Source organism: Streptomyces sp. NPDC003042 (assembly GCF_053591315.1).
The window spans coordinates 26784-46455 of record NZ_JBSFTP010000039.1; the positions used below are offsets into that span (position 1 = coordinate 26784).

General features: G+C 72.6%; 19 protein-coding genes. 14 read left to right on the forward strand and 5 right to left on the reverse strand.

Going from position 1 to position 19672, the window contains the following annotated elements; translation table 11 throughout:
- Window positions 1–55 precede the first annotated feature (55 nt).
- Entirely contained in the window at window positions 56–472 is a 417-nt protein-coding gene (locus tag ACWDYJ_RS20070) for a PPOX class F420-dependent oxidoreductase (RefSeq protein ID WP_451566909.1), read from the forward strand.
- 111 nt (window positions 473–583) lie between these two features.
- Window positions 584–1057, forward strand: a complete 474-nt coding sequence (locus ACWDYJ_RS20075; RefSeq protein ID WP_451566910.1) for a carboxymuconolactone decarboxylase family protein — start codon at window positions 584–586, stop codon at window positions 1055–1057.
- Between the two features lie 18 nt (window positions 1058–1075).
- On the opposite strand, the gene ACWDYJ_RS20080 is transcribed toward ACWDYJ_RS20075, so the two are convergent.
- From ACWDYJ_RS20080 to ACWDYJ_RS20100, 5 genes are all read right to left on the reverse strand, one after another.
- Window positions 1076–1843: a hypothetical protein gene (locus ACWDYJ_RS20080; protein WP_451566911.1), complete on the reverse strand. Its 768-nt coding sequence runs from the start codon at window positions 1841–1843 to the stop codon at window positions 1076–1078.
- Window positions 1844–1917: 74 nt separating this feature from the next.
- Window positions 1918–2553, reverse strand: a complete 636-nt coding sequence (locus ACWDYJ_RS20085; protein WP_451566912.1) for a DinB family protein — start codon at window positions 2551–2553, stop codon at window positions 1918–1920.
- Between the two features lie 54 nt (window positions 2554–2607).
- Window positions 2608–3879 (reverse strand): MDR family MFS transporter, encoded by a 1272-nt coding sequence (locus tag ACWDYJ_RS20090; protein ID WP_451566913.1) that lies wholly within the window; start codon window positions 3877–3879, stop codon window positions 2608–2610.
- Window positions 3880–3953: 74 nt separating this feature from the next.
- A complete protein-coding gene (locus ACWDYJ_RS20095; RefSeq protein ID WP_451566914.1) occupies window positions 3954–5252 on the reverse strand; it encodes an MFS transporter in 1299 nt (432 codons plus the stop codon).
- The gene (locus ACWDYJ_RS20100; RefSeq protein ID WP_451566915.1) at window positions 5245–5829 is read right to left on the reverse strand and encodes a DUF3291 domain-containing protein; all 585 of its coding nucleotides are present in this window, start codon (window positions 5827–5829) and stop codon (window positions 5245–5247) included. Before ACWDYJ_RS20100 ends, ACWDYJ_RS20095 begins: the two co-directional genes overlap by 8 nt.
- Window positions 5830–6022: 193 nt before the next feature.
- Here ACWDYJ_RS20100 and ACWDYJ_RS20105 point away from each other — a divergent pair, with 193 nt between their 5' ends.
- The 12 genes from ACWDYJ_RS20105 to ACWDYJ_RS20160 are packed head-to-tail and all read left to right on the forward strand — an operon-like array spanning window position 6023 to window position 19664.
- On the forward strand, window positions 6023–7312 hold the full coding sequence (locus ACWDYJ_RS20105) for an ATP-grasp domain-containing protein (RefSeq protein ID WP_451566916.1): 1290 nt from the start codon (window positions 6023–6025) through the stop codon (window positions 7310–7312).
- Window positions 7309–8589: an ATP-grasp domain-containing protein gene (locus ACWDYJ_RS20110; RefSeq protein WP_451566917.1), complete on the forward strand. Its 1281-nt coding sequence runs from the start codon at window positions 7309–7311 to the stop codon at window positions 8587–8589. The genes ACWDYJ_RS20105 and ACWDYJ_RS20110 overlap by 4 nt, the downstream gene beginning before the upstream one ends.
- A gap of 48 nt (window positions 8590–8637) precedes the next feature.
- On the forward strand, window positions 8638–10152 hold the full coding sequence (locus ACWDYJ_RS20115) for an ABC transporter substrate-binding protein (protein WP_451566918.1): 1515 nt from the start codon (window positions 8638–8640) through the stop codon (window positions 10150–10152).
- Window positions 10149–11522 (forward strand): lysine N(6)-hydroxylase/L-ornithine N(5)-oxygenase family protein, encoded by a 1374-nt coding sequence (locus tag ACWDYJ_RS20120; RefSeq protein WP_451566919.1) that lies wholly within the window; start codon window positions 10149–10151, stop codon window positions 11520–11522. The genes ACWDYJ_RS20115 and ACWDYJ_RS20120 overlap by 4 nt, the downstream gene beginning before the upstream one ends.
- Window positions 11523–11540: 18 nt before the next feature.
- Window positions 11541–12950, forward strand: a complete 1410-nt coding sequence (locus ACWDYJ_RS20125; protein WP_451566920.1) for a diaminobutyrate--2-oxoglutarate transaminase family protein — start codon at window positions 11541–11543, stop codon at window positions 12948–12950.
- Window positions 12950–14269: a SidA/IucD/PvdA family monooxygenase gene (locus tag ACWDYJ_RS20130; RefSeq protein ID WP_451566921.1), complete on the forward strand. Its 1320-nt coding sequence runs from the start codon at window positions 12950–12952 to the stop codon at window positions 14267–14269. Before ACWDYJ_RS20125 ends, ACWDYJ_RS20130 begins: the two co-directional genes overlap by 1 nt.
- A gap of 14 nt (window positions 14270–14283) precedes the next feature.
- Window positions 14284–14682 (forward strand): cupin domain-containing protein, encoded by a 399-nt coding sequence (locus ACWDYJ_RS20135; RefSeq protein ID WP_451566922.1) that lies wholly within the window; start codon window positions 14284–14286, stop codon window positions 14680–14682.
- Window positions 14679–15887, forward strand: coding sequence for an NAD(P)/FAD-dependent oxidoreductase (locus ACWDYJ_RS20140; RefSeq protein WP_451566923.1), 1209 nt, complete (start codon window positions 14679–14681; stop codon window positions 15885–15887). The genes ACWDYJ_RS20135 and ACWDYJ_RS20140 overlap by 4 nt, the downstream gene beginning before the upstream one ends.
- Complete coding sequence (gene epsC / locus ACWDYJ_RS20145) at window positions 15874–16515, forward strand: serine O-acetyltransferase EpsC (protein WP_451566924.1); 642 nt, start codon at window positions 15874–15876, stop codon at window positions 16513–16515. The genes ACWDYJ_RS20140 and epsC overlap by 14 nt, the downstream gene beginning before the upstream one ends.
- Window positions 16512–18152: a methionine--tRNA ligase gene (locus ACWDYJ_RS20150; protein WP_451566925.1), complete on the forward strand. Its 1641-nt coding sequence runs from the start codon at window positions 16512–16514 to the stop codon at window positions 18150–18152. The genes epsC and ACWDYJ_RS20150 overlap by 4 nt, the downstream gene beginning before the upstream one ends.
- Window positions 18149–19237 carry a hypothetical protein gene (locus tag ACWDYJ_RS20155; protein ID WP_451566926.1) on the forward strand — a complete coding sequence of 363 codons (1089 nt, stop codon included), beginning with the start codon at window positions 18149–18151 and terminating at the stop codon, window positions 19235–19237. Before ACWDYJ_RS20150 ends, ACWDYJ_RS20155 begins: the two co-directional genes overlap by 4 nt.
- Window positions 19167–19664: a rhodanese-like domain-containing protein gene (locus ACWDYJ_RS20160; RefSeq protein WP_451566927.1), complete on the forward strand. Its 498-nt coding sequence runs from the start codon at window positions 19167–19169 to the stop codon at window positions 19662–19664. The genes ACWDYJ_RS20155 and ACWDYJ_RS20160 overlap by 71 nt, the downstream gene beginning before the upstream one ends.
- The last annotated feature ends 8 nt before the right edge of the window (window positions 19665–19672 follow it).

Consider the following 19672-nt stretch of genomic DNA (forward strand, 5'->3'; position numbering starts at 1 on the left):
GCCCGGCCGGGAAAGGGCGCGCCCCGCCCCGGCGGCGCCCGTTACCCTCGCCCGCATGACGACCATCGCGCTCAACGACGCCGTACGCCGCCTTCTCGACTCCCCGCACCCGGCGGTCCTGGCGACCCTCAACCCCGACGGCAGTCCGCAGAGTTCGGTGGTCTGGGTGACCCGGGACGGCGACGACGTGCTGATATCCACCGAGCGGGGCCGCCGCAAGGAGCGGAACATCCTCCGGGACGCGCGCGTCGGCCTGACCGTCTTCGACCTCGCCAACCCTTACCTCTACGCCGAGATCCGCGGCACCGCCACCGTCACCGAGGACGCCGGCCGGGCGGTGGCCGTCCGCATCGCCGAGGAGTACCTGGGGCCGGGCGCCGGCAAGGAGTACCAGGAGGCGCCCGCCGAGGACGTACGGGTGATCGTGCGCATCACCCCGGCGAAGGTGCTCGGCAACGCCGCCAAGGGATAGCGCCCCGCCCCGATGCCATTGAAGTGACACACGTCACATTTGACCTTGTCACATCGTGCCGAGCCGTCCGGTCAGAGAGGTGTAAGCACTGACAACGGCAAGGAGTGCGCCATGGATGCCCGCTTGAACCTCTTCGGCAACGCGGTCGCGACCAAGTCCCTGAGGCACTTCGTCTCGGCGGGCAAGGTGGTCGCGGACTCGACGCTGCCCGCCGCGACGCAGGAGCTGGTGAAGATACGCGCCAGCCAGATCAACGGCTGCGGTTTCTGCACCGACATGCACACCAAGGAAGCCACACAGGCGGGGGAGAGCGCGACGCGCCTCAACCTCGTCGCGGCCTGGCGGGAGGCCACGGTGTTCACCGATGCCGAGCGCGCCGCCCTGGAACTGACCGAGCAGGGCACCCGCATCGCCGACGCGGCCGGCGGCGTCACCGACGAGGCCTGGGCGAACGCCGCCAAGCACTACGACGAGGACCAGCTCGCCGCCCTGGTGTCCCTCATCGCCCTCATCAACGCCTTCAACCGCGTGAACGTGCTCGTCCGGCAGCCCGCCGGCGACTACCGGCCCGGCCAGTTCGGCTGACCCGGCCGGGGCCGCCTCTCAGGGAAGCCGGGCCCTCACCGCCGTCCAGGCGTCGACGAGTTCCCCCAGCGGGTCGCCGGGCGGCAGGTGGGGGCGGACGAGGGTCAGCCACGGGATGAGGTTCTTGATGCGGCGCAGGTGCAGGATGCGGGGGCGCGGGAGTGCGCGCCAGTCGCGGGCCTGCTCCGCCGCCTGCGCCGGGGTCAGGTCGATCAGCGCCAGCACCTCCCGGCACAGGGCGGCCGGGTCGCCACCGCGCGCCGGGCCGAAGCGCTGGATCAGGTAGCCGCGTACGGAGGCCAGTTCGGGTCCCCGTACCAGGTCCGCCGCGCCCTCCGCCTCCGCGCAGCGGTACGTCGCGGCCAGCGCCACCCGGCCCCAGCGCAGCCGGACCTCGTCCGGCAGCGCCTCGTCCCGCATCCGGCCCACGGCCAGGACGCGCAGGGTCCGGGGGTGGGGCTCGTCCAGCAGCGGCGGGCCGGTGGCCAGCCAGGCCTCCAGATCGGCCAGCGCGTGTCCGCCCGGCGGTACGGAGGTCAGCACCTGGCCCTTGGTGAGCAGCGCGACGATGGCGCCGGTGAGGTGGACCCTCGCGGAGTGGCCGGCGTCGAGGAGGTGGACGAACCCGGCGGGTCGCCCGTACCACTCGATGCGGCGCAGGCCGAGCCTCGACTCCCCGACGGCGTACACCTGCCCGGTACGGGCGACTCCGCCGACGCACCGCACCACGCACACGCCGCCCGCGACGTCGGCCTCCTGGACCTCGTACACCTGCAACTCGGCCATCGGCACGCTGGACCCCCTTCTCCGGGCGCGAGGTTACCTCCCGCCCGGAGGGGTCCGGCTCCGCGAGGGAGCGGTCAGCGCAGGCCCAGCGAGGCGTACGTCGCGTCGAGTTCGGCCACCTCCAGACCGGCGGCCTGCCGTACGAGCCGGATGGCGCGGTAGATCTGGTTGATGTGCGCGATGTCGTGGCCGATGACCTTGCGGATCATGACCTCCATCGTTTCGCCGCCCTGCTCGCCGTGGCGGCCGGTGCGCAGCAGGTCCTCGGGCGCGAGCGAGGCGAGGAGGGCGACGTTGGAGGCGCGCAGCCCCGTCCAGGCGTCGAGCATCTGGCGGAAGGGGAGGCGGGGCAGCGGCGCCCACCGCTGCTCGTCGTAGCCCGGGTAGACGGGGTTGTCCTCGGTGGCGACCAGGCGCCAGCGGAAGCCGTAGACGATGTCGACGTCGAAGAGGTGGCCGACGATGAAGGCGGCCGGCCACTCGCCCGGCTCGGGGACGGTCTCGGCGAGGTCGGTCGGCAGGTCGGCGAAGAGCCGCGCGGCCCAGACGGGCGTCTTGGCGAGTACGTCGAAGGCGTCGCGGTCGGCGGCCACGTCGAGGAGGGCGGTGACGTAGGCCGCCGGGTCCTCCGTGGCGGAGGGGATGTCGATCCGGTGGACGTCGGCGTCCGCCGGGGCGGTCGCGGCGGGTGCCGGGGTCTGCGTGGTCATGCGGGTGCTTCCTTTCGGTTCTTTGTCGTCAGTCGGTGCGGTGCGGTGCGGGGTTCAGCCGGCCGGGGCGGGCTGGGGCTCGGAGGCCGGCGCCGTCTCGCTCACCCGCTTCCGGTTGCCGGGGTTGGCGCCGAGCACCAGCAGGGCGCCCAGGCCGGCGACGGCCGCGCAGACCACCCAGTGGAGCGGGGCCGAGATGCCGTACAGCAGACCGCCGACGGCCGGGCCGAGGGCGCCGCCGAGCGTGTGGGCGATGCCCTCCGCCCCCTGGTAGCGCCCGCGCAGGTGGGCCGGGGAGAACTCGGCGGGGTAGGCGTTGGCGATCGGCGTGTAGAGCGTTTCGGCGACGGTCCACACGACCACCGTCAGGGCCAGCAGCCAGATGGCGTGGGCGGCGCCGGTGAGGGCCATGCCGATGCCCAGGAGGGCGAGGCCGGCGGCGATCACGCGGCGCGGGTTGCGGCGTTCGGTGTGCTTGGTGAGCGGGAGTTCGATCACCACGCAGAGCAGGGCGTTCAGGCCGAGCAGCAGGCCGTAGACCTTGTTGTCGAAGCCGGCGTCGGTGACGTGCAGGGGCAGCGTCACGGTGGACTGGCCGTATACGAAGGTCGCGGCGACCATCGAGCCGAGGAAGAGCGCGTACGGGCGGTCCGCGAGCACCTGCCGGTAGCCGCCGCCGCGCCGCCGCTTGCCCTTCACGGACTCGGCGGAGGCCTCGGCCGGGACCTCGGCAGGCACCGGGCGGCCCGCCGGGAGCGTCAGCAGCGCGAGCGCGCCGAAGGCGAAGGAGAACAGCGCGTCGCCGAGGAAGAGGTAGGTGTACGACATCCCGCTGAGCAGGCCGCCGACGAGCGGGCCGACGGCCATGCCCACGTTGATGGCGAGGCGCAGCACGGCGAAGGACATCACCCGCTGCTCCTCGGGGACCAGGTCCACGAGCAGTGCCCCGGCCGCCGGCCGGTAGAGCTGCGCGAACACGCCGACCAGCCCCACCAGGGCGGTGGTGGTGAACAGTCCGTCGGTCAGCGGGACCAGGGCCGTGGCGGCGCTGCTGCCGAACATCGACACCGCGATCGCGGTACGCCGCCCGAAACGGTCGGCGACCGTGCCGCCGATGCCGTTTCCGATGAAGGCGCCGACCCCGACCACGCCGAGGGCGATGCCCGCCTCGAAGGCGGAGAACCCCTGGGCCACGAGGAAGAGCACCAGGAACACGTTGAGGAAATTGCCGAATTTGATGAGGAACATTCCAGCGAAGATCACCCAGGCACTCCTGGGCAGTTCGCGCAGGCGTTCGTGCAGGGGCAGGGGGACCCTGTCCGCCATGAGGGGGCTCCTTGAGGGCGCTGAGGTGGGGGGTGAGGGGCGAGGGAGGGGGCGCGCGATGTCTACGTACGGGGTCAGCCGGCTGTCACGGGCTCCCGCTTCGGCTCCGGCTCCGGCTCCGGCTCCGCGGCCACGTGCGCCGCGGGCAGCCGGCTCGCCAGGACCAGGACGCAGGCCGCCGCCGCGAGGCCGGCGCAGGCCAGCGTCACCGCGGTGTAGCTGTGCATCGCGTCGGCCATGAGCGCGCCGACCTGGCTCGACAGCGCGGTGCCGAGGGCGTGCACCGCCCAGACCAGGCCCATGCCGAAGCCGCGTACGTGCACCGGCAGCACGCGGGCGGCCCACATGGTGGTGGCGATGACGGTGGCCAGGTAGCTGATGCCGAAGACCACACCGAAGGCGACAGCGACCGCGCCGCTCGGGCTCAGCGCCACCAGCAGCATGGCGGCGGCCCGCACGGCGTACGCGCTGAGCAGCACGGCCCTGATCCAGCCGCGGTCGCAGAGCCAGCCGGCCAGCAGGCCGCCCGCGATCTCGGCGACGCCGAGCATCGCGACGGCGGTGGAGCTCACGGGCTGGCCGATGCCGTGGTCGTGCATCAGCGGCATGAAGTGCACGTCGATGAAGGCCATCGTCGCCCCGCAGGCGAACATGGCCAGCGCGAGGCGGCGCAGGTCCGCGTTCCCGGCGGTCAGCCGCAGCCGCTCGCCGAAGGTCAGCCGCGGCGGCTCGGGCTCACCACCGGCCTCCGGCTCGGACACCGCGGTGACCCGCGCCGAGCTCCGTGCCACCAGCAGCGCCAGCGGTGCCAGGACGAAGAGGAACACCAGCCCGACCGCCAGCAGTACGTCCTGCCAGCGCGCCCAGGTGCCGAGCCACGACCACAGCGGTACCAGGACCACGAAGCCGACCGCCGCGCCGTTGGTCAGCAGCGCGTACATCAGGCCCTTGCGGCCGTCCCGGAACAACTCGTCCACCAGCACGCCCAGCGGGACGTAGGACAGCATGGTGGAGGCGAGCGCGGCGATGACGGCGTACACCGCGACGAACAGCCACAGTTCTCCGGCGAGGCCGCAGCCGACGAGGGCGGCACCGGACAGGGCGGTGCCGAGGGCGAGGGTGGCGGCGCCGCCGATGCGGTCGGCGATCGCGCCGACCAGCGGGGAGGCGACGGCGACGGTGATGGCGAACAGCGTGGTCGCCCAGGCCAGAGCACCGCGCGAGCCTCCGAAGGTGTCGGCCATGGGCACGAAGTAGACCTGAACGGTGTTCTTCAGCGCCGAACCGGCGAGGGTGAGCAGGAACGCGGCCGCGCTCAGGACGAGCAGCAGCACACGGACGTCGCGGACCGATCCGCGGGCGGGGCTAGACATGGATCACCTCGTGGGCGCGGGGGGTGGATTCGGGGGCCGGCCGGCGCCCCGGGGAGGAGAGGACCGGGTTGCCCTCGGCGTCGTAGGGCTGCTTGAAGTCGAAGGCGCGCACGGTGGGGCCGAACTCGTTGATGTGCTCCAGACGCCGGCACGCGTCCCACCACGTGGGGACGGCGTCGTCCTCCACCCACCAGGCCGCGTACAGACGGTGGGGGAGGTGGACGAACCAGCGGCGGCGCTCGCGCAGGGCATGGCGATGCAGGCCGCCGTACGCGTACGCCTTCACCGAGGCGAGGTCGGTCCACAGCGAGAGCGTGGAGGCGCGGGTGTCCGTCTCGTCATCGCGGCCGCCGGTGTAGAAGGAAGGTGCGTCGAAAAGCCCCCACCTTCCGTAGTCCCGGCCAAAATTCGTCCACTTGGTCTGTACGGTGTCGACCGCTTCGGCGCGGGCGATGAATCCGGGGCTGGTTTGCGAGGCGCCGAATACCAACGGTTCGAGTTCGTTGAAATCCTCGTTCGAGAAATGCGGATACGGCTGTTTCAGTACGGCGAATGTGGTGAGTGCGACTCTGGGCATGCCGCAGATCCTGCTGGGGCGAGCCGGGCACGGGCAATGGCCAGGACCGGACACCAATGTGTCCGGCACGAACGTGCCTGGCCCGTGATCGGAAAGGTCCGGCCGGGCACACGGGTGCGTGCTTCATGCCATGCACGGTTGTGCCAGCCGGAATGCATTTCCGGGACGGAATTCGTGTTGCAGAGTTCTGGCCATGACCGAACACAAGCTTCTCGTCGTCGGCGGACGTATACAGACGCTGCGCAAGGCGGCGGCGCTCGGAATCCGCTTCGTACTGATCCAGCACAAGGACCAGTTCGTACCCGAGGCGGCCGAACTCGCCGAGGCCGTGCTCATCGCGGACTACACCGACTGGGACGTCACCCGCCCCCTCGTCGAGGCGGCCCACACGGCGTACGGCTTCACCCGCGTCGCCTCGATCACCGAGCCGGGCCTGGTGCCCGCCGGCCGGATCAGCGACCACCTCGGGCTGGGCAACACCTCCGAGGAGGTCGCCGAACTCCTGCGGGACAAGTACGCGATGCGCCGCCACCTCGCGGCCTGCGACTCCCCCGAGGTCCGGGCGCTGTCGGTGGCGGCCGCGGAGATCGAGGGCGCCGACGCGCTGATCGCCTTCGGCGCCGAGCACGGCTACCCGTTCGTGCTCAAGCCCGTCGACGCCACCGCCAGCCTGGGTGTCGTACGGATCGACGGGCCGGAGCAGGCCGCGGAGGCCTGGGCCGGCGTCGAGGCCCTGCGGGCCCGTACGGATCTGCAGTGGGGGGCCTTCTTCACCATCGGCCGGTTCATCGCGGAGCAGTACATCGCCGGACCGGAGTACAGCGTCGAGACGTTCTCCTTCGCGGGCCGTCACATCGTGCTCGCGGTGACCGAGAAGCTCACCGGCGGCCAGGAGGGCTTCATCGAGCTCGGACACGCCCTGCCGGCCCGACTCGCCCCCGCCGACGAACGGCGCGTCGAGGAGGCGGTCTCCCGCTTCCTCGACGCGATGGGGCTGACCGACGGCGCGGCCCACACCGAGCTGCGGCTGACCCCCGCCGGCCCGCAGATCATCGAGAGCCACAACCGCATGGGCGGCGACCGGATCTTCGACCTGCTGGACGCCGCGTTCGGCATCGACCTCGAAGAGTGGATCGTGGCCTGGCAGTTCGGGCTGATCCCGGCGCTGACCGAGCGCCCGACTCCCCGCCGGTCGGCAGCCACCCGCTTCCTGTCCGCCCTTCCCGGCACGGTCAGGGAGATCCAGGGCAAGGACGAGGCCCTGGCCCTGGACGGGGTCATCGACATCGAGACCACCGTCGCGGCGGGCGACACCGTCGGTGAACTGCGCGGCAACTGGGACCGGGTCGGCCAGGTCCTGGTCACCGCCCCTGACACCGGGGCGGCCGTCGCGTTCGCCGAGCGGCTCGTGGAGAAGGTCACCGTCGTCACCCGCCCCACCAGCGAAGAAACCGAAGAAGCCGAAGAGAAGGCCCAGCCGTGAAGATCCTGCTGATCATGCGGAACACGTACGCGTGGCACCGCGAGCACATCGAGACCCTGGAGCGGATGGGTCTGGAGATCCACCTCGCCACCTCCGTCGCCGAGGCGGCGGACGACGGCCGCTTCGCCTCCGTCATCCCCGTCGCGAAGGACCTGGAGGGCGGCGCGCTCGCCGAGTACTGCGCCGCCGAGGCCCGCCGGCTGGGGATCGCCTCGGCGATCACCTTCTACGACAGCGACATCGCCGTCACCTCCAAGGTCAACCAGCTGCTCGGACACCGCTGGCCGCGTCCCGCCGCCGACGAGATCTCCCGCGACAAGCAGCTCCAGCGTGCGTTCCTGGAGCAGCACGGCCTGCCGTGCCCCGCGTTCGCCGGAGTCGACAGCGTCGAGGCCGGACTCGCCGCCGCCGAGGCCTTCACGTACCCCTTCATCGTCAAGCCGAGCGCGCTGGCCGCCAGCATCGGCGTGACCCTCGTGCACGACCGCGAGGGCCTGGAGCGGGCGCTGACCGACGTGGCCCGCCTCGCCGAGGAGTGGGGCGGCTACTTCCCCAGCGACGGCCCGGAGATCGCGCTGCTGGAGGAGTTCCTCCCGGGCAAGGAGGTCACCCTCGACGGCGTCGTCATCGCGGGCGCGTTCCACCTCGTGGGCGTCACCAACAAGATGCAGATGCCCGGCCCGTACTTCGAGGAGGACTTCTACACCCTCCCCTTCCGCACCCCGGACGAGGAACCCGGGCTGGTGGCGGTCGCCGAGGGCATCGTCGAGGGCCTGGGCGTCGAGCACTGCCTGTTCAACGCCGAGTTCCGGCAGGACTCCGAGGGCCGCTACCGGGTCGTGGAGTTCGCCACCCGCATGAGCGGCGGCCAGAACTACCGCAACCTGCGCGAGGTCCACGGCATCGACGCGGTCCGCCTCTACGCCAAGGCCGTGCTCGCCGGCGACGACGAGCGGGCGCGGGCGGCGGTCGCCGACGGCGAGGTGGTCCGTGCCGCCACACCGCGCGCCGCCACCTGCATCAAGTTCGCGTACCGCACCGGGACCCTGGTGCGGAACAACCCCGGCGACGCCTTCCACTCGCCGCACTTCCGCTCGTACATCCCCGCCTCCAAGCCGGGCGACCGGCTGCGCCGCGCGCCCGAGGGCTGGTACGAGATCGCCGGCTCGCTCGCGGTCGCCGCGCCCTACCGGTCGGTCGCCGACATCGACCGGGTCGAGCAGATCGCCGCCGAGCTGGACGAACGGCTCGACGTGCTCGTGGTGCCGGCCGCCTGATCCCGTTTCCCCCGACATCCCACCTCTCGACCGCGGAAAGAGCCCCACGTGCACGCCAACGACCCCGTGTTCCGGATGGGAATCACGGAGCCCACCGCCATCGACCCCTACAAGGCCCAGGAAGGTGAGGGAATCCTGGTCTGCAAGGCCCTGTTCACCGGGCTGCTGTCACTCGACGAGGACGGCGCCCTCATCCCGGCCACCGCCACCTCCTGGGAGAGCGACGAAACGGCCGGCACCTGGACGTTCCACCTGCGCACCGACACGGTGTTCAGCAACGGCGAGCCGGTCACCGCGCACTCCTTCGTCCGGGGCTGGACCCGCGCGCTGGACCCCGAGGCCAACACGGAGACCGCCTACCACCTGGCGGGCGTGCGCACCTTCACCGCGGTCGACGACGCCACCCTGCGCGTGGAACTCCACCAGCCGGACGTCCAGTTCGACCTGAAGACCCTCCAGCCCATCTTCAGCCCGGTCCCCGAGTGCGCGGGCCCCGCCCTCAACCCCGAGTACAACGACCGGCCGATCGGCAACGGTCCCTTCCTGATGGACGGCCCCTGGGTCCACGGAGAGTCGATCAGGCTGCTCCGCAACGGACTGTGGTGCGGACCGGCGCCCCAGGTGCGCGAGGTGCACATCGACATCCTCGACGCGGTCACCGGCCTGGACGACGAGTACGAGCGCTTCCTGACCGGCCGGTACGACTACGCCCGGATCCCCCCGGCCCGCACCGCCGAGGCCGCCGCACACCCCGGCTTCCTGGAACAGGAGGGCGCCGGCCTGTTCTACCTGATCCCCTTCTGCCACCAGGCGCCGATGGACTCGCTGGACGCCCGCCGGGCGCTGTCCGCCGCCATCGACCGCCAGGGGCTGATCGACACGTACTTCCAGGGACGCCGCAGCGCCGCGCACTCGCTGCTCTCCCCCTGGTTCGGCAAGGCCCACACCCCCCGGGCGGACCAGGACCCCGACGCCGACTGGACCTCGTACGACCCCGAGCGGGCGCGTACGGCGGCCCTGCGCGCCGGCCTGCCCCCCGGCAGCCGGGTGGAGTTCGCGTACAACACCGGCGCCGGACACGACGACTGGGTGCACGCCCTGGCCCGCGGCCTCGAAGAGGTCCTGGGCTGGCAGGTCGAGCTCCTGCGCACCGACGCCCGCGGTCTCGTCGACCACCGCACCTCGATCGCGGCGGCGGGCTTCTGCCGGGCCGGCTGGGCCTGCGACTACCCGACGCCCGACAACATGCTCTTCCCGCTGCTGCACTCCTCGTGCACGGCGCCCGACGACCGGGGCACGGCCCACGGCGACAACGAAGGCCGGTACGCGAACCCGGAGTTCGACGCCCTGCTGGCCCGGGCCCGCGCCTCGGCCGACCCGGCCGAGCGCGCCGACGCCTGGCAGCGCGCCGACCGCACCGCCATGTCCGACCTGGCGCTGATCCCCCTCTGGTACCGCACCGACCAGCGGGTCCACGCCGCCGGCCGGATCGCGGGCCTGCGCATCGACTTCGACGGAAACCCAACTCTCACCACTGTTACGGCAAGGAGCACCACACGATGAGCGCCACCCCTTCGGCCACCACCGCGACCCAGGCGACCGCCGCGACTCCGGTGTACGACATCCTCGGCATCGGTTTCGGCCCGGCGAACCTGGCTCTGGCCATCGCCCTGGAGGAGCGCGAGTCCCCGCTCACCGCCCGGTTCCTGGAGGCCCGCCCCACCCCCGAGTGGCAGCCCGGCATGCTGCTGGACGGCTCCGACATCCAGAACCACCCCAGCCGTGACCTGGTCACCCTGCGCAATCCGCGCAGCCGCTACAGCTTCCTGAACTACCTGCACGAGCAGGGCCGGCTGCTGCGCCACCTCAACGTGCCGGGCGAGTTCCCGCTCCGCAAGGAGTACGCGGGCTACATCCGCTGGGCCGCCGGCTTCTTCTCCCACCTCGTCGACTGCGGCCAGCGGGCCGCGGGCGTCGAGATCGTCGAGGAGGCCGGGGAGCGCGTCTACGCGGTCACCACCATGTCCGGCCGGCGCTACCTGGGCCGGACGCTGGTGATGGGCCCGGGCCGTACCCCGTACGTCCCCGCGCCCTACGACTCCGTACGCACCCCGAGGATCTTCCACCTCACCCAGTACCTGCCCCGGCTGGCCGAGCTGGCCGGCGAGGGCCGCGAGCCGGAGTCGGTGGCGGTCATCGGCGGCAGCCAGAGCGCCGTGGAGCTCGCCCTCGACCTCAGCCGCCGCTTCCCGCGCACCAAGGTCACCACGTACACCCGCTCGCACTCGCTGCGCCTGAAGGACACCAGCCCGTTCAGCGAGGAGGGCTACTTCCCGGAGTTCACCGACTACTACTTCAACGCCTCGCGCGCCGGCAAGAACGCGCTCGACGGGTACATGCACGGCACGAACTACTCCTCCGCCGACGGCGACGTGCTGCGCGAGCTCTACCTGACCATGTACGAGCAGGAACTCGACGGCGACCAGCGGGTGTTCCTGCGCGGCAGCCACGAGGCCACCGCCGTCCGCGAGGCCGGGGACCGCGTCGAGCTGGACTTCCTGGAGCGGATCACCGGGGAGCGGACCACCGAGTCGGTGGACTTCGCGGTGCTGGCCACCGGCTTCCGCAACATGGGCCCCGCCCCGCACGAGGAGCTCTGCCCGCCGCTGATGGCGCCGCTCGCCGAGCTCTTCGCCACCGAGCCGGACGGCCGCCTGCTCGTCTCGGCCGACTACGCGCTGACCGCCGTGTCCGACGGCACCCCGCCGCTCTTCCTCAACGGCCTGTGCGAGTCCAGCCACGGCATCGGCGACGCCGGCTCCTTCAGCCTCCTGTCGCTGCGCGCCGCCTCCCTCGCCGACGCCCTGACCTCACGCCTGGCCGCGGCCGCCACCGAACTCACCGACCGCAGCGCCGTACTCGCCGCCGCCTGACCGGAAAGACGCGAACCCATGACTGCCACCATCGACACCCCCGTCCAGCAGGCCTACACGGCGCCGGTCATCACCGGCCCGCTGCCCGGCCCGCTCAGCGCCGAACTGCTGGACCGCCAGGCCGGGCGCGAGTCCAACTCCCGCTCCTACCCGCGCAAGCTGCCGATCGCGATCCGCCGCGGCAAGGGCTCCTACGTGGAGGACCTCGACGGCAACGTCTTCCTCGACTTCCTCAGCGGCGCCGGCGTGCTCTCGCTGGGCCACAACCACCCGGAGCCGCTCGCGGCCGCCCACCGCCAGCTCGACGAGTTCGTGCACGGCCTGGACTTCCCCACCCCGGTCAAGGACGAGTTCACCGACCTGACCATCGGGATGCTGCCAGAGCCCATGCGGGAGCGCACCCGGATCCACTTCTGCGGCCCGACCGGCGCCAACGCCGTCGACGCGGCCCTCAAGCTCTGCAAGACGGCCACCGGCCGCGAGGAGATCATCACCTTCCAGGGCGGCTTCCACGGCGCCACCCTGGCCGCTCTCAGCGTGACCGGCCTGGTCGAGCAGAAGGAGCCGGTCCGCGGCCGGATGCCGGGCGTGCACTTCTTCCCGTACTCCAACTGCCACAACTGCCCCCTCGGCCTCAAGCGCGACAGCTGCCAGGTCAACTGCGCCGCCTTCCTGGAGAAGGCCCTGACCGACGTCAACGGCGGCATCACCCTGCCGGCCGCCGTGATCATGGAGCTGGTCCAGGGCGAGGGCGGCGTCATCCCCGCCGAGGTGGAATTCGTCCAGCGGATCCGCGAGGTCACCAAGCGCCTGGGCATCCCGCTGATCGTGGACGAGGTGCAGAGCGGCTGCGGCCGCACCGGCACCTGGTTCGCCTTCGAGCAGTACGGCATCGAGCCGGACGTCATCTGCGCCTCCAAGGCGCTCAGCGGCATGGGCCTGCCCGCCTCCGTGATCCTCTACGACGAGAAGCTCGACCGGTGGAAGCCCGGCGCGCACTCCGGCACCTTCCGCGGCAACCAGCCGGCCTTCGCCGCGGGCGTGGCCACGATGAAGGTCGTCAAGCGCGAGCGCGTACTGGAGAACGTCCGGGCCCGCGCCGACCAGCTCATGGTCCACCTCCAGGGCCTGCGCGAGGTCAGCCCGTACGTCGCCGACGTCCGCGGCCTGGGTCTGATGACCGGCGTCGAGCTGACCGACCCCGAGACCGGGGCGCCCGCCGACACCCTCGCCAAGCGGGTGCAGTGGGAGGCCGTCAGCCGCGGGCTGATCATCGAACTGGGCGGCCGTGACGACTGCGTCGTACGCATGCTGCCGCCGCTGAACTGCACGGCCGAGCAGATCGACCAGGCGGGCCTGATCATCCGCGAGTCGCTGATCGCCGCCCTGGAGGCCCTCGTCCCCGCACCGGCGAAGGCGGCCGTGTGATGACGTACCCCACTCACACTCCCGCCCTGGACCTGGTCGTGGCGGGCTTCGGCCCCTCCGGGATCGCCCTGGCCGCCGCCGTCGAGGACCACGACGACGCCACCGGCGAAGCCCCGCTGGCCGCCCGCTACCTGGAGAAGGCCGCCGACTCCGCCTGGCAGCCCAACCTCGTCCTGCCCGGCACCGACATCCAGCACCACTTCCTGCGCGACTTCGCCACCCCGCGCGACGCCCGCTCCCGCTTCACCTTCCCCCACTACCTCCAGCAGAGCGGACGCTTCTACCCCTTCACGCTGATGGGCGGCTACGTCAGCCGCCTGGAGTGGTCCGACTACGTGCAGTGGGCCGCCCGCCAGGTACGCGGCCCCGTGGAGTACCACCGCGAGGTGGTCTCCGTGGAGCCGGTCACCGACTCCGACGGCCGCGTCCGCACCGCCGCCGTGGTCAGCCGCGACACCCGGGACGGCTCGCTGCACCGCACCCTGGGCCGCAACATCGCGCTGGCCACCGGCCACGAGGCGTACGTACCGGAACTCTTCCGCCCGCACCTCGGCGAGCGGGTCTTCCACGCCTCCCGGCTGCTGCCGAGCCTCGCCGCCCTCGGCGACGAACCGCCGCGCACGGTCGTGGTGATCGGCGCCGGCCAGACCGCCGGCGAGATCGTCCTGCACCTGGCGGCCCAACACCCGGACGCCGAAATCCACTCGGTGGTGCGCCACGCGGGCTTCCGGATGTACGAACTCGGCCACTTCAGCAACGAGGTGTACTTCCCCGACGAGACCGACTACTTCTACGGGCTGGAGGGCGAGCAGCGCGAACGCGCCCTGGCCCAGGCCCGCGCCACCAACTACGCGGCCGTCGACCCGGACGTCTCCACCGCCCTCTACCAGGCGGTCTACCAGGACCGGTTCACCGGCCGGCAGCGGCTGCACATGCACAAGCGCACCGAGGTGACCGCCGTCGAAGAGGCCCCCGAGGGCCGGATCCGCCTGCGCACCGAAGAGGTGTTCACCGGGGAGCGAGCGACCGTCGAGGCCGACGCCGTGATCGTCTGCACCGGCTACCGCGAGGCCGCCCTGCCCCACCAGCTCGCCGCCCTCACCCCGTACCTGCGCCTCGACGCCGAGGGGCGGCCCGAACTCACCCGCGCCTACCGGGCCGAGACCACCGAGGACTGCGAGGTCGGCATCTACCTCGACGGACTCACCGAATGGCGGCACGGCATCGGCAGCGCCACCTCCTTCAGCCAGATGGCCGCCAAGGCCGACACCATCCACCGCGACCTGCGCAGCCGCCTGCGCGAGCCCGTCACCGCCTGATTGGACCGTACGACATGCACATCTTCACCGCCCACGAGGACGACATGGTTTTCGAGGAGCCGTACAACGTCAGCGGCCGACGGATCTTCCCGTGGCCGGAGGCCGTGGAGGAGCCCAACTGGGGCGGCGCCTGGGTCGATGTGGCGCCCGGCGCCACCTCCACCCCGCACGACCACGACGAGAACGAGATGTTCTTCATCGTCGAGGGCAGCGGCGTGATACGGATCGGCGAGGAGACGCGCCGGGTGCGCGCCGGCGAGACGGTCTTCATCACCCCCTTCCAGGACCACGACCTGACCAACGACGGCGATGTCCGGCTGCGGTTCGTCACCATCTGGTGGGGCGGCGCGGACGCGGTCGCCCGCGACCGCGCCAAGTGGGCCGCCGAGTTCGGCATCGAGGACGCGACATGAGTCCCATCCTCCACGCGCACGCCGACGCCGTCGTCGTCGGCGGGGGAGTGATCGGCGCCGCCATCGCGCACCAGCTCGCCCTCGCCGGCCTCGGCCGGATCGTCCTGTGCGACCAGGGCCGGGTCAACGCCCAGGGCGCCACCTCCCGCTCCGGGGGACTGCTGCGCCTGCACCACACCTCGCTCGCCGACATCCGGCTCGCCGCCCGCAGCCTGCCTGTCTTCGAGCAGTGGTCCGACGTCATCGGCGGGGACTGCGGCTACCGCCGCACCGGCTTCGTGATGATCGTCGGTGAGAACCACGCCGAGGACCTGCGCGACAACGCCGCCCGGGCCGGCGAGGCCGCCGGGTACCGCCGGGTCGAGGTCATCGAGCCGGCCGAACTGAAGGAGATCTACCCCGGCCTTCGGACCGAGGGCGTGGCGCTCGCCGCGTACGAGCCCGAGGGCGGCTACGCCGACCCGATGATGGCCTCGGCCTCGCTGCTCACCGCCGCCTACCGGCTCGGTGTCTCCCCGTCCGAGGGCATCCGGGCCGTCAAGGTGCTCGAACACGAGGGCGTCGTCACCGGAGTGCTGACCTCCATCGGCCGGATCGATTCGCCGCTGGTGGTACTGGCCGGCGGGGCGTGGGGCTCCGCCCCGGCCGAGTACCTCGGGATCCACATCCCCGTCACGGCCCGCCGGATCGGCCTCGCCCAGGCCGAGCTGCCGGGCGCCGGACGGCGCGGCCACGCCGCCTCCGTACCCACCTGCATCGACGACACCACCGGCAGCTACTTCCGGCCCGACGGCCTGGACCGCTTCTACTTCGGCGTACCGAGCAAGCCGGACACCGAACTGGGCCGCGACGTCGAGCCGTTGACCGAGGCCGAACTGGAATCGGCGATCAAGGCGATCACCGGCCGGGTCCCGGCGGCGGCCACCGCCCCCCTCGCGGGCACCCGCTCCGGGATCGACGGCTACACCCCCGACAAGCGCCCGGTGGTGGGCGCGGCCGGCCCCGACGGCCTGTACCTGGCAATCGGCTTCAGCGGCGGCGGCTTCAAGCTGGCGCCCGCCGTCGCCGAACTCGCCGCCCTGGAGATCCTGGAGGGCGGCGCCGTACCCGGAAAGGCGGTCCAGGAGCTGCTGGAGCCCTACCGACCGCAGCGGTTCCTCGCGGGCCGCCCGATCCGCCCGGAGGCCCCCTATGACCACATGTGAGGGAACCGCCCCCGAGGCGGCGCAGGAGAAGAGGTCGCTGCGGGCGAAGCTGCGGGAGGACGTCGAGACCGTCCTCGCCAAGGACCCCGCCGCGAAGTCCCGCGCCGAAGTGCTCCTCTACCCGCACATCCACGCCCTGTGGACGTACCGGGTGGCGCACTGGCTGTGGAACCGCGGACACCGGGTGAGCGCCCGCGCGCTGTCCCTGCTGGCCCGTGCCGTCTCCGGCATCGAGATCCATCCGGGCGCCCGGATCGGCCGCCGCTTCTTCATCGACCACGGCACCGCCGTGGTGATCGGCGAGACCGTGCGGATCGGCGAGGACGTGATGCTCTACCACCAGGTCACGCTCGGCTCGGTCGGCTGGTGGAAGGACCTGCGCCGCCCCACCGGCTCGCGCCGCCACCCCGCCGTCGGCGACCGCGTGATCATCGGGACCGGCGCGAGCGTGCTCGGCCCGGTCACCATCGGCGCCGACTGCCGCATCGGGGCCCACTCGATCGTCCTCGACGACCTGCCGCCGCACAGCCGGGTCGTCGCCGCCGCCTCCGACGCGCTGCCGCCGCTCGACACGACACCGCTCGACTCCTCCTCCCTGCGCCTCCCCGAAGGAACCCACGCGTCATGACCTCTTACGTCGTCACCAGCGCCCCGCCGAACCCGAACGGCGACCTCCACCTCGGACACCTCTCCGGCCCCTTCCTCGGCGCCGACGTCCTCAGCCGCCACCTGCGCCAGCGCGGCCACGACGTCCGCTACGTGGGCTACTCCGACGAGCACTCCTGCTACGTGCCGCGCCGCGCGGCGGAGATCGGCTCCACCGCCCACCCCACCGCCAAGCTCTTCGGCGACCGCATGGAGGAGACCCTCTCGCTGGGCGCCATGCACCACGACTGGTTCACCCGCCCGCTCACCGACTCCACGCACACCGAGTTCGTCCAGCGCTTCTTCCTCGAACTGTGGGAGTCCGGCGCCCTGGAGGTCCAGGAGCTGCCCGTCTTCCACTGCGCGCCCTGCGAGCGCTACCTGTACGAGGCCGAGGTGCGCGGCGAGTGCCAGTTCTGCGCCGAACCCTCCGACGGCGTGTACTGCGAGGCGTGCGGCCTGCCCCAGTCCCCGGCGGGCCTGGCCGCCCCGAAGTGCACGGCCTGCTGGAACGCGCCGGAGACGACGACCCTGCGCCGCATCGTCTTCCCCCTGGAGCGCTACCGCGAGCGGTTGGAGGCGTACTACGCGGACGCCCGGTCGAAGGCCGAATGGCGGCCCCGGCTGATCTCCTACCTGGAGGGCCTGTTCGAGCGCGACCTGCCGGACACCGCCATCAGCCGCGAGGCGGACTACGGAATCCCGGTCCCGCTGCCGGGCTGGGAGGGGCACATCCTCGACACGTGGTTCAGCGGGATCTGGGGCTACGTGGCGGGCACCGCACGGCTCGCCGAGGCGGCCGGCGACACGAGCGAATGGGAACGACTGTGGACGGACGCCGACACCCGCGTCGTCAACTTCATCGGCTTCGACTGCTCCTTCTCGCACGCCGTGCTCTGGCCCGCGCTGTTGCTGGCCCAGGGTGAGCTGACGCTGCCCTCGCAGGTCGTCATCAACGAGTTCTACCGGCTGGAGGGCGACAAGTTCTCCACCAGCCGCGGGCACGCCATCTGGGGCGGGGACTTCCTGCGCCGGGTCAACGCCGACGCCCTGCGCTTCCACCTCTGCCTGACCGGCCCGGAGCGGGAGCAGAACAACTTCTCGATGAAGGAGTTCGCCGACACCGTCTCCACCGTGCTGGCCGACGGCATCGAGCGGTGGACCGACACCGCCCTGGACCTGCTCGCCCAGGACTTCGACTCCGTCGTACCCGGCGCCGCTCCCACCGGTCCGCTCGCCGCCGAACGGGCGGCGCTGCCCGGGGAGACGGCCGCCGCGCTCGGCGCCGAGACGTTCTCCCCGCAGCGGGCGGCGGCCGCGCTGGCCACCGCCGTCGACCGGGCCGGAGCGGACCTGCTCGAACTGGCGCGGCTGCGGGTCACCGGTCCGCGCGAGGAGTACGCCGGACGGCTCGCCGCCCAGCTGGAACTGCTGGCCGCGGTCGCCGTCACCGCGGCCCCGCTGATGCCCGGCTGGTCCGCCTTCCTCGCCGGGCACCTGGGCCTGCCCGTGGACCTGGCGACCCGGATGCCGCAGTGGTCGGGCGTCGAGGGACGGCTGCTGGCCGAGGGCACCCGGCTCCCGGGCGCCACCCCGCTGTTCTTCCACGAACTCTCGTGAGGACCGACGGGCCCGCCCGGACGCTGGGCTCGGTACTGGGCCTGGGGGCACTGGTGCTCCCGGCGGCGCTCGCCCCGGCCCCCGCGCCCTGGGCGGGCCCGGCGCTGGCGGCCGTACTCGCGGGCTGGTGCCTGCTGGTCGCCGCCTCGGGCGGTACGGCGGCGGCCGGGCCCGTGGCCTTCGTCCGGGACCGGTTGGGCGCCGCCCCGGCCCGTGCGGTCACCGCGCTCTACTTCGCCGGTTTCGCCACCGGCCAGGCCGCGGTGGCGCTGGCGGCGGCCGAGTTCGCGCTGGGGGACTCCGGCTGGAACGTCAGTGGCGGCGACTCGGGCTGGAACTTCGGTACGGACTCGGGGTGGAACTTCGGTACGGGCGGCGTCCTCACGCTCGCGGTCGCCCTCCTGGTCACCGCCGCCGCGCACGCCGCGTACAGACCGGGCGTCCTGTCCCCCGCCGCCCGCCGGATCCGGCTCGGCGCCGTCCTGGCCCTCGCCGCCGCCTGGTGGCTGCTGGGGCGCCCGGCCGAAACCGGGCCGGCCGACTGGCCGCCCGCCCTGCTGGTCGTGCCGCTGCTGTTCGGCTGGGTCGGCCTGGAGGCGGCGATCCCGTCCCTGCGCCGGTCACCGGCCCGCCTGGGCGGCACCCTGCTGGGCATCGCGCTGGCCGCCGGGATCTACGGGGTGCTGCTGCGACCCGGCGGCTGGCTGCCGTCGCCCCACCCGGCGGTGCTCGCCGTCCTGGGCCTCGCGTCGGCGGCCGTCTGCTGGACGTACTGCCGCACCAACCTGCTGTCCACAGGCGTCCGTTGGGGCGAGCTGACCACCCGGCCCCGGCGCACCGGCGTCCTGCCCGGCACGCTGCTCGCCCTCGCCACGCTCCTCCTCGGCCACCTCGCCGGCTGGGGCACCGCCGCCCTGCTCGTCGGCCCCGGCACCGCCACCGCGGCCATCTACCTGTTCATCGCCGTCGCGGCCCTGCGCCGCCCCCGCCCGCTCCCGAAGGAGACCACCAGCCATGACCACCACCACCGCCACGCCGTCGCGGGACCTGCTCGTCTCGAAGGTGCTGCGCGTTCCGCCGGCTGACCCCGCCGAGGCCGCCGCGCACTTCCACCGCCGGTTCACCCACGAGGCCGACGTCTCCGACGTCCACGCGGACCTCGAAGCCGGGGCGGCGGGCTTCGTCGTGGTCGACAGCCGCAGCGCCGAGGCCTGGGCCCAGGGCCACATCCCCGGAGCCGTGCACCTGCCGACCGACGAGATCGCGGCGCGCGCCGCCGAGCTGGTGGCACCCGGCACCGTGGTGGTCACCTACTGCTGGGGCCCCGGCTGCAACGGCGCGACCCGCGCCGCCCACGCGTTCGCCGTCGCCGGATACCAGGTCAAGGAGATGCTGGGCGGCTTCGAGTACTGGTCCCGCGAGGGGTTCACCGTCGAGGACGCCCACGGCCTGCGGACCTCCGCACCGGACCCGCTGACCGCCCCGGTCGACGGCGCCGCGTGCGGGTGCTGAGGCCCTGG

Coding starts and splice junctions, on each gene's coding strand:
- ACWDYJ_RS20070 (WP_451566909.1), top strand. CDS start 56: ATGACGACCATCGCGCTCAACGACGCCGTACGCCGCCTTCTCGACTCC.
- ACWDYJ_RS20075 (WP_451566910.1), top strand. CDS start 584: ATGGATGCCCGCTTGAACCTCTTCGGCAACGCGGTCGCGACCAAGTCC.
- ACWDYJ_RS20080 (WP_451566911.1), bottom strand. CDS start 1,843: ATGGCCGAGTTGCAGGTGTACGAGGTCCAGGAGGCCGACGTCGCGGGC.
- ACWDYJ_RS20085 (WP_451566912.1), bottom strand. CDS start 2,553: ATGACCACGCAGACCCCGGCACCCGCCGCGACCGCCCCGGCGGACGCC.
- ACWDYJ_RS20090 (WP_451566913.1), bottom strand. CDS start 3,879: ATGGCGGACAGGGTCCCCCTGCCCCTGCACGAACGCCTGCGCGAACTG.
- ACWDYJ_RS20095 (WP_451566914.1), bottom strand. CDS start 5,252: ATGTCTAGCCCCGCCCGCGGATCGGTCCGCGACGTCCGTGTGCTGCTG.
- ACWDYJ_RS20100 (WP_451566915.1), bottom strand. CDS start 5,829: ATGCCCAGAGTCGCACTCACCACATTCGCCGTACTGAAACAGCCGTAT.
- ACWDYJ_RS20105 (WP_451566916.1), top strand. CDS start 6,023: ATGACCGAACACAAGCTTCTCGTCGTCGGCGGACGTATACAGACGCTG.
- ACWDYJ_RS20120 (WP_451566919.1), top strand. CDS start 10,149: ATGAGCGCCACCCCTTCGGCCACCACCGCGACCCAGGCGACCGCCGCG.
- ACWDYJ_RS20125 (WP_451566920.1), top strand. CDS start 11,541: ATGACTGCCACCATCGACACCCCCGTCCAGCAGGCCTACACGGCGCCG.
- ACWDYJ_RS20130 (WP_451566921.1), top strand. CDS start 12,950: ATGACGTACCCCACTCACACTCCCGCCCTGGACCTGGTCGTGGCGGGC.
- ACWDYJ_RS20135 (WP_451566922.1), top strand. CDS start 14,284: ATGCACATCTTCACCGCCCACGAGGACGACATGGTTTTCGAGGAGCCG.
- ACWDYJ_RS20140 (WP_451566923.1), top strand. CDS start 14,679: ATGAGTCCCATCCTCCACGCGCACGCCGACGCCGTCGTCGTCGGCGGG.
- epsC (WP_451566924.1), top strand. CDS start 15,874: ATGACCACATGTGAGGGAACCGCCCCCGAGGCGGCGCAGGAGAAGAGG.
- ACWDYJ_RS20150 (WP_451566925.1), top strand. CDS start 16,512: ATGACCTCTTACGTCGTCACCAGCGCCCCGCCGAACCCGAACGGCGAC.
- ACWDYJ_RS20160 (WP_451566927.1), top strand. CDS start 19,167: ATGACCACCACCACCGCCACGCCGTCGCGGGACCTGCTCGTCTCGAAG.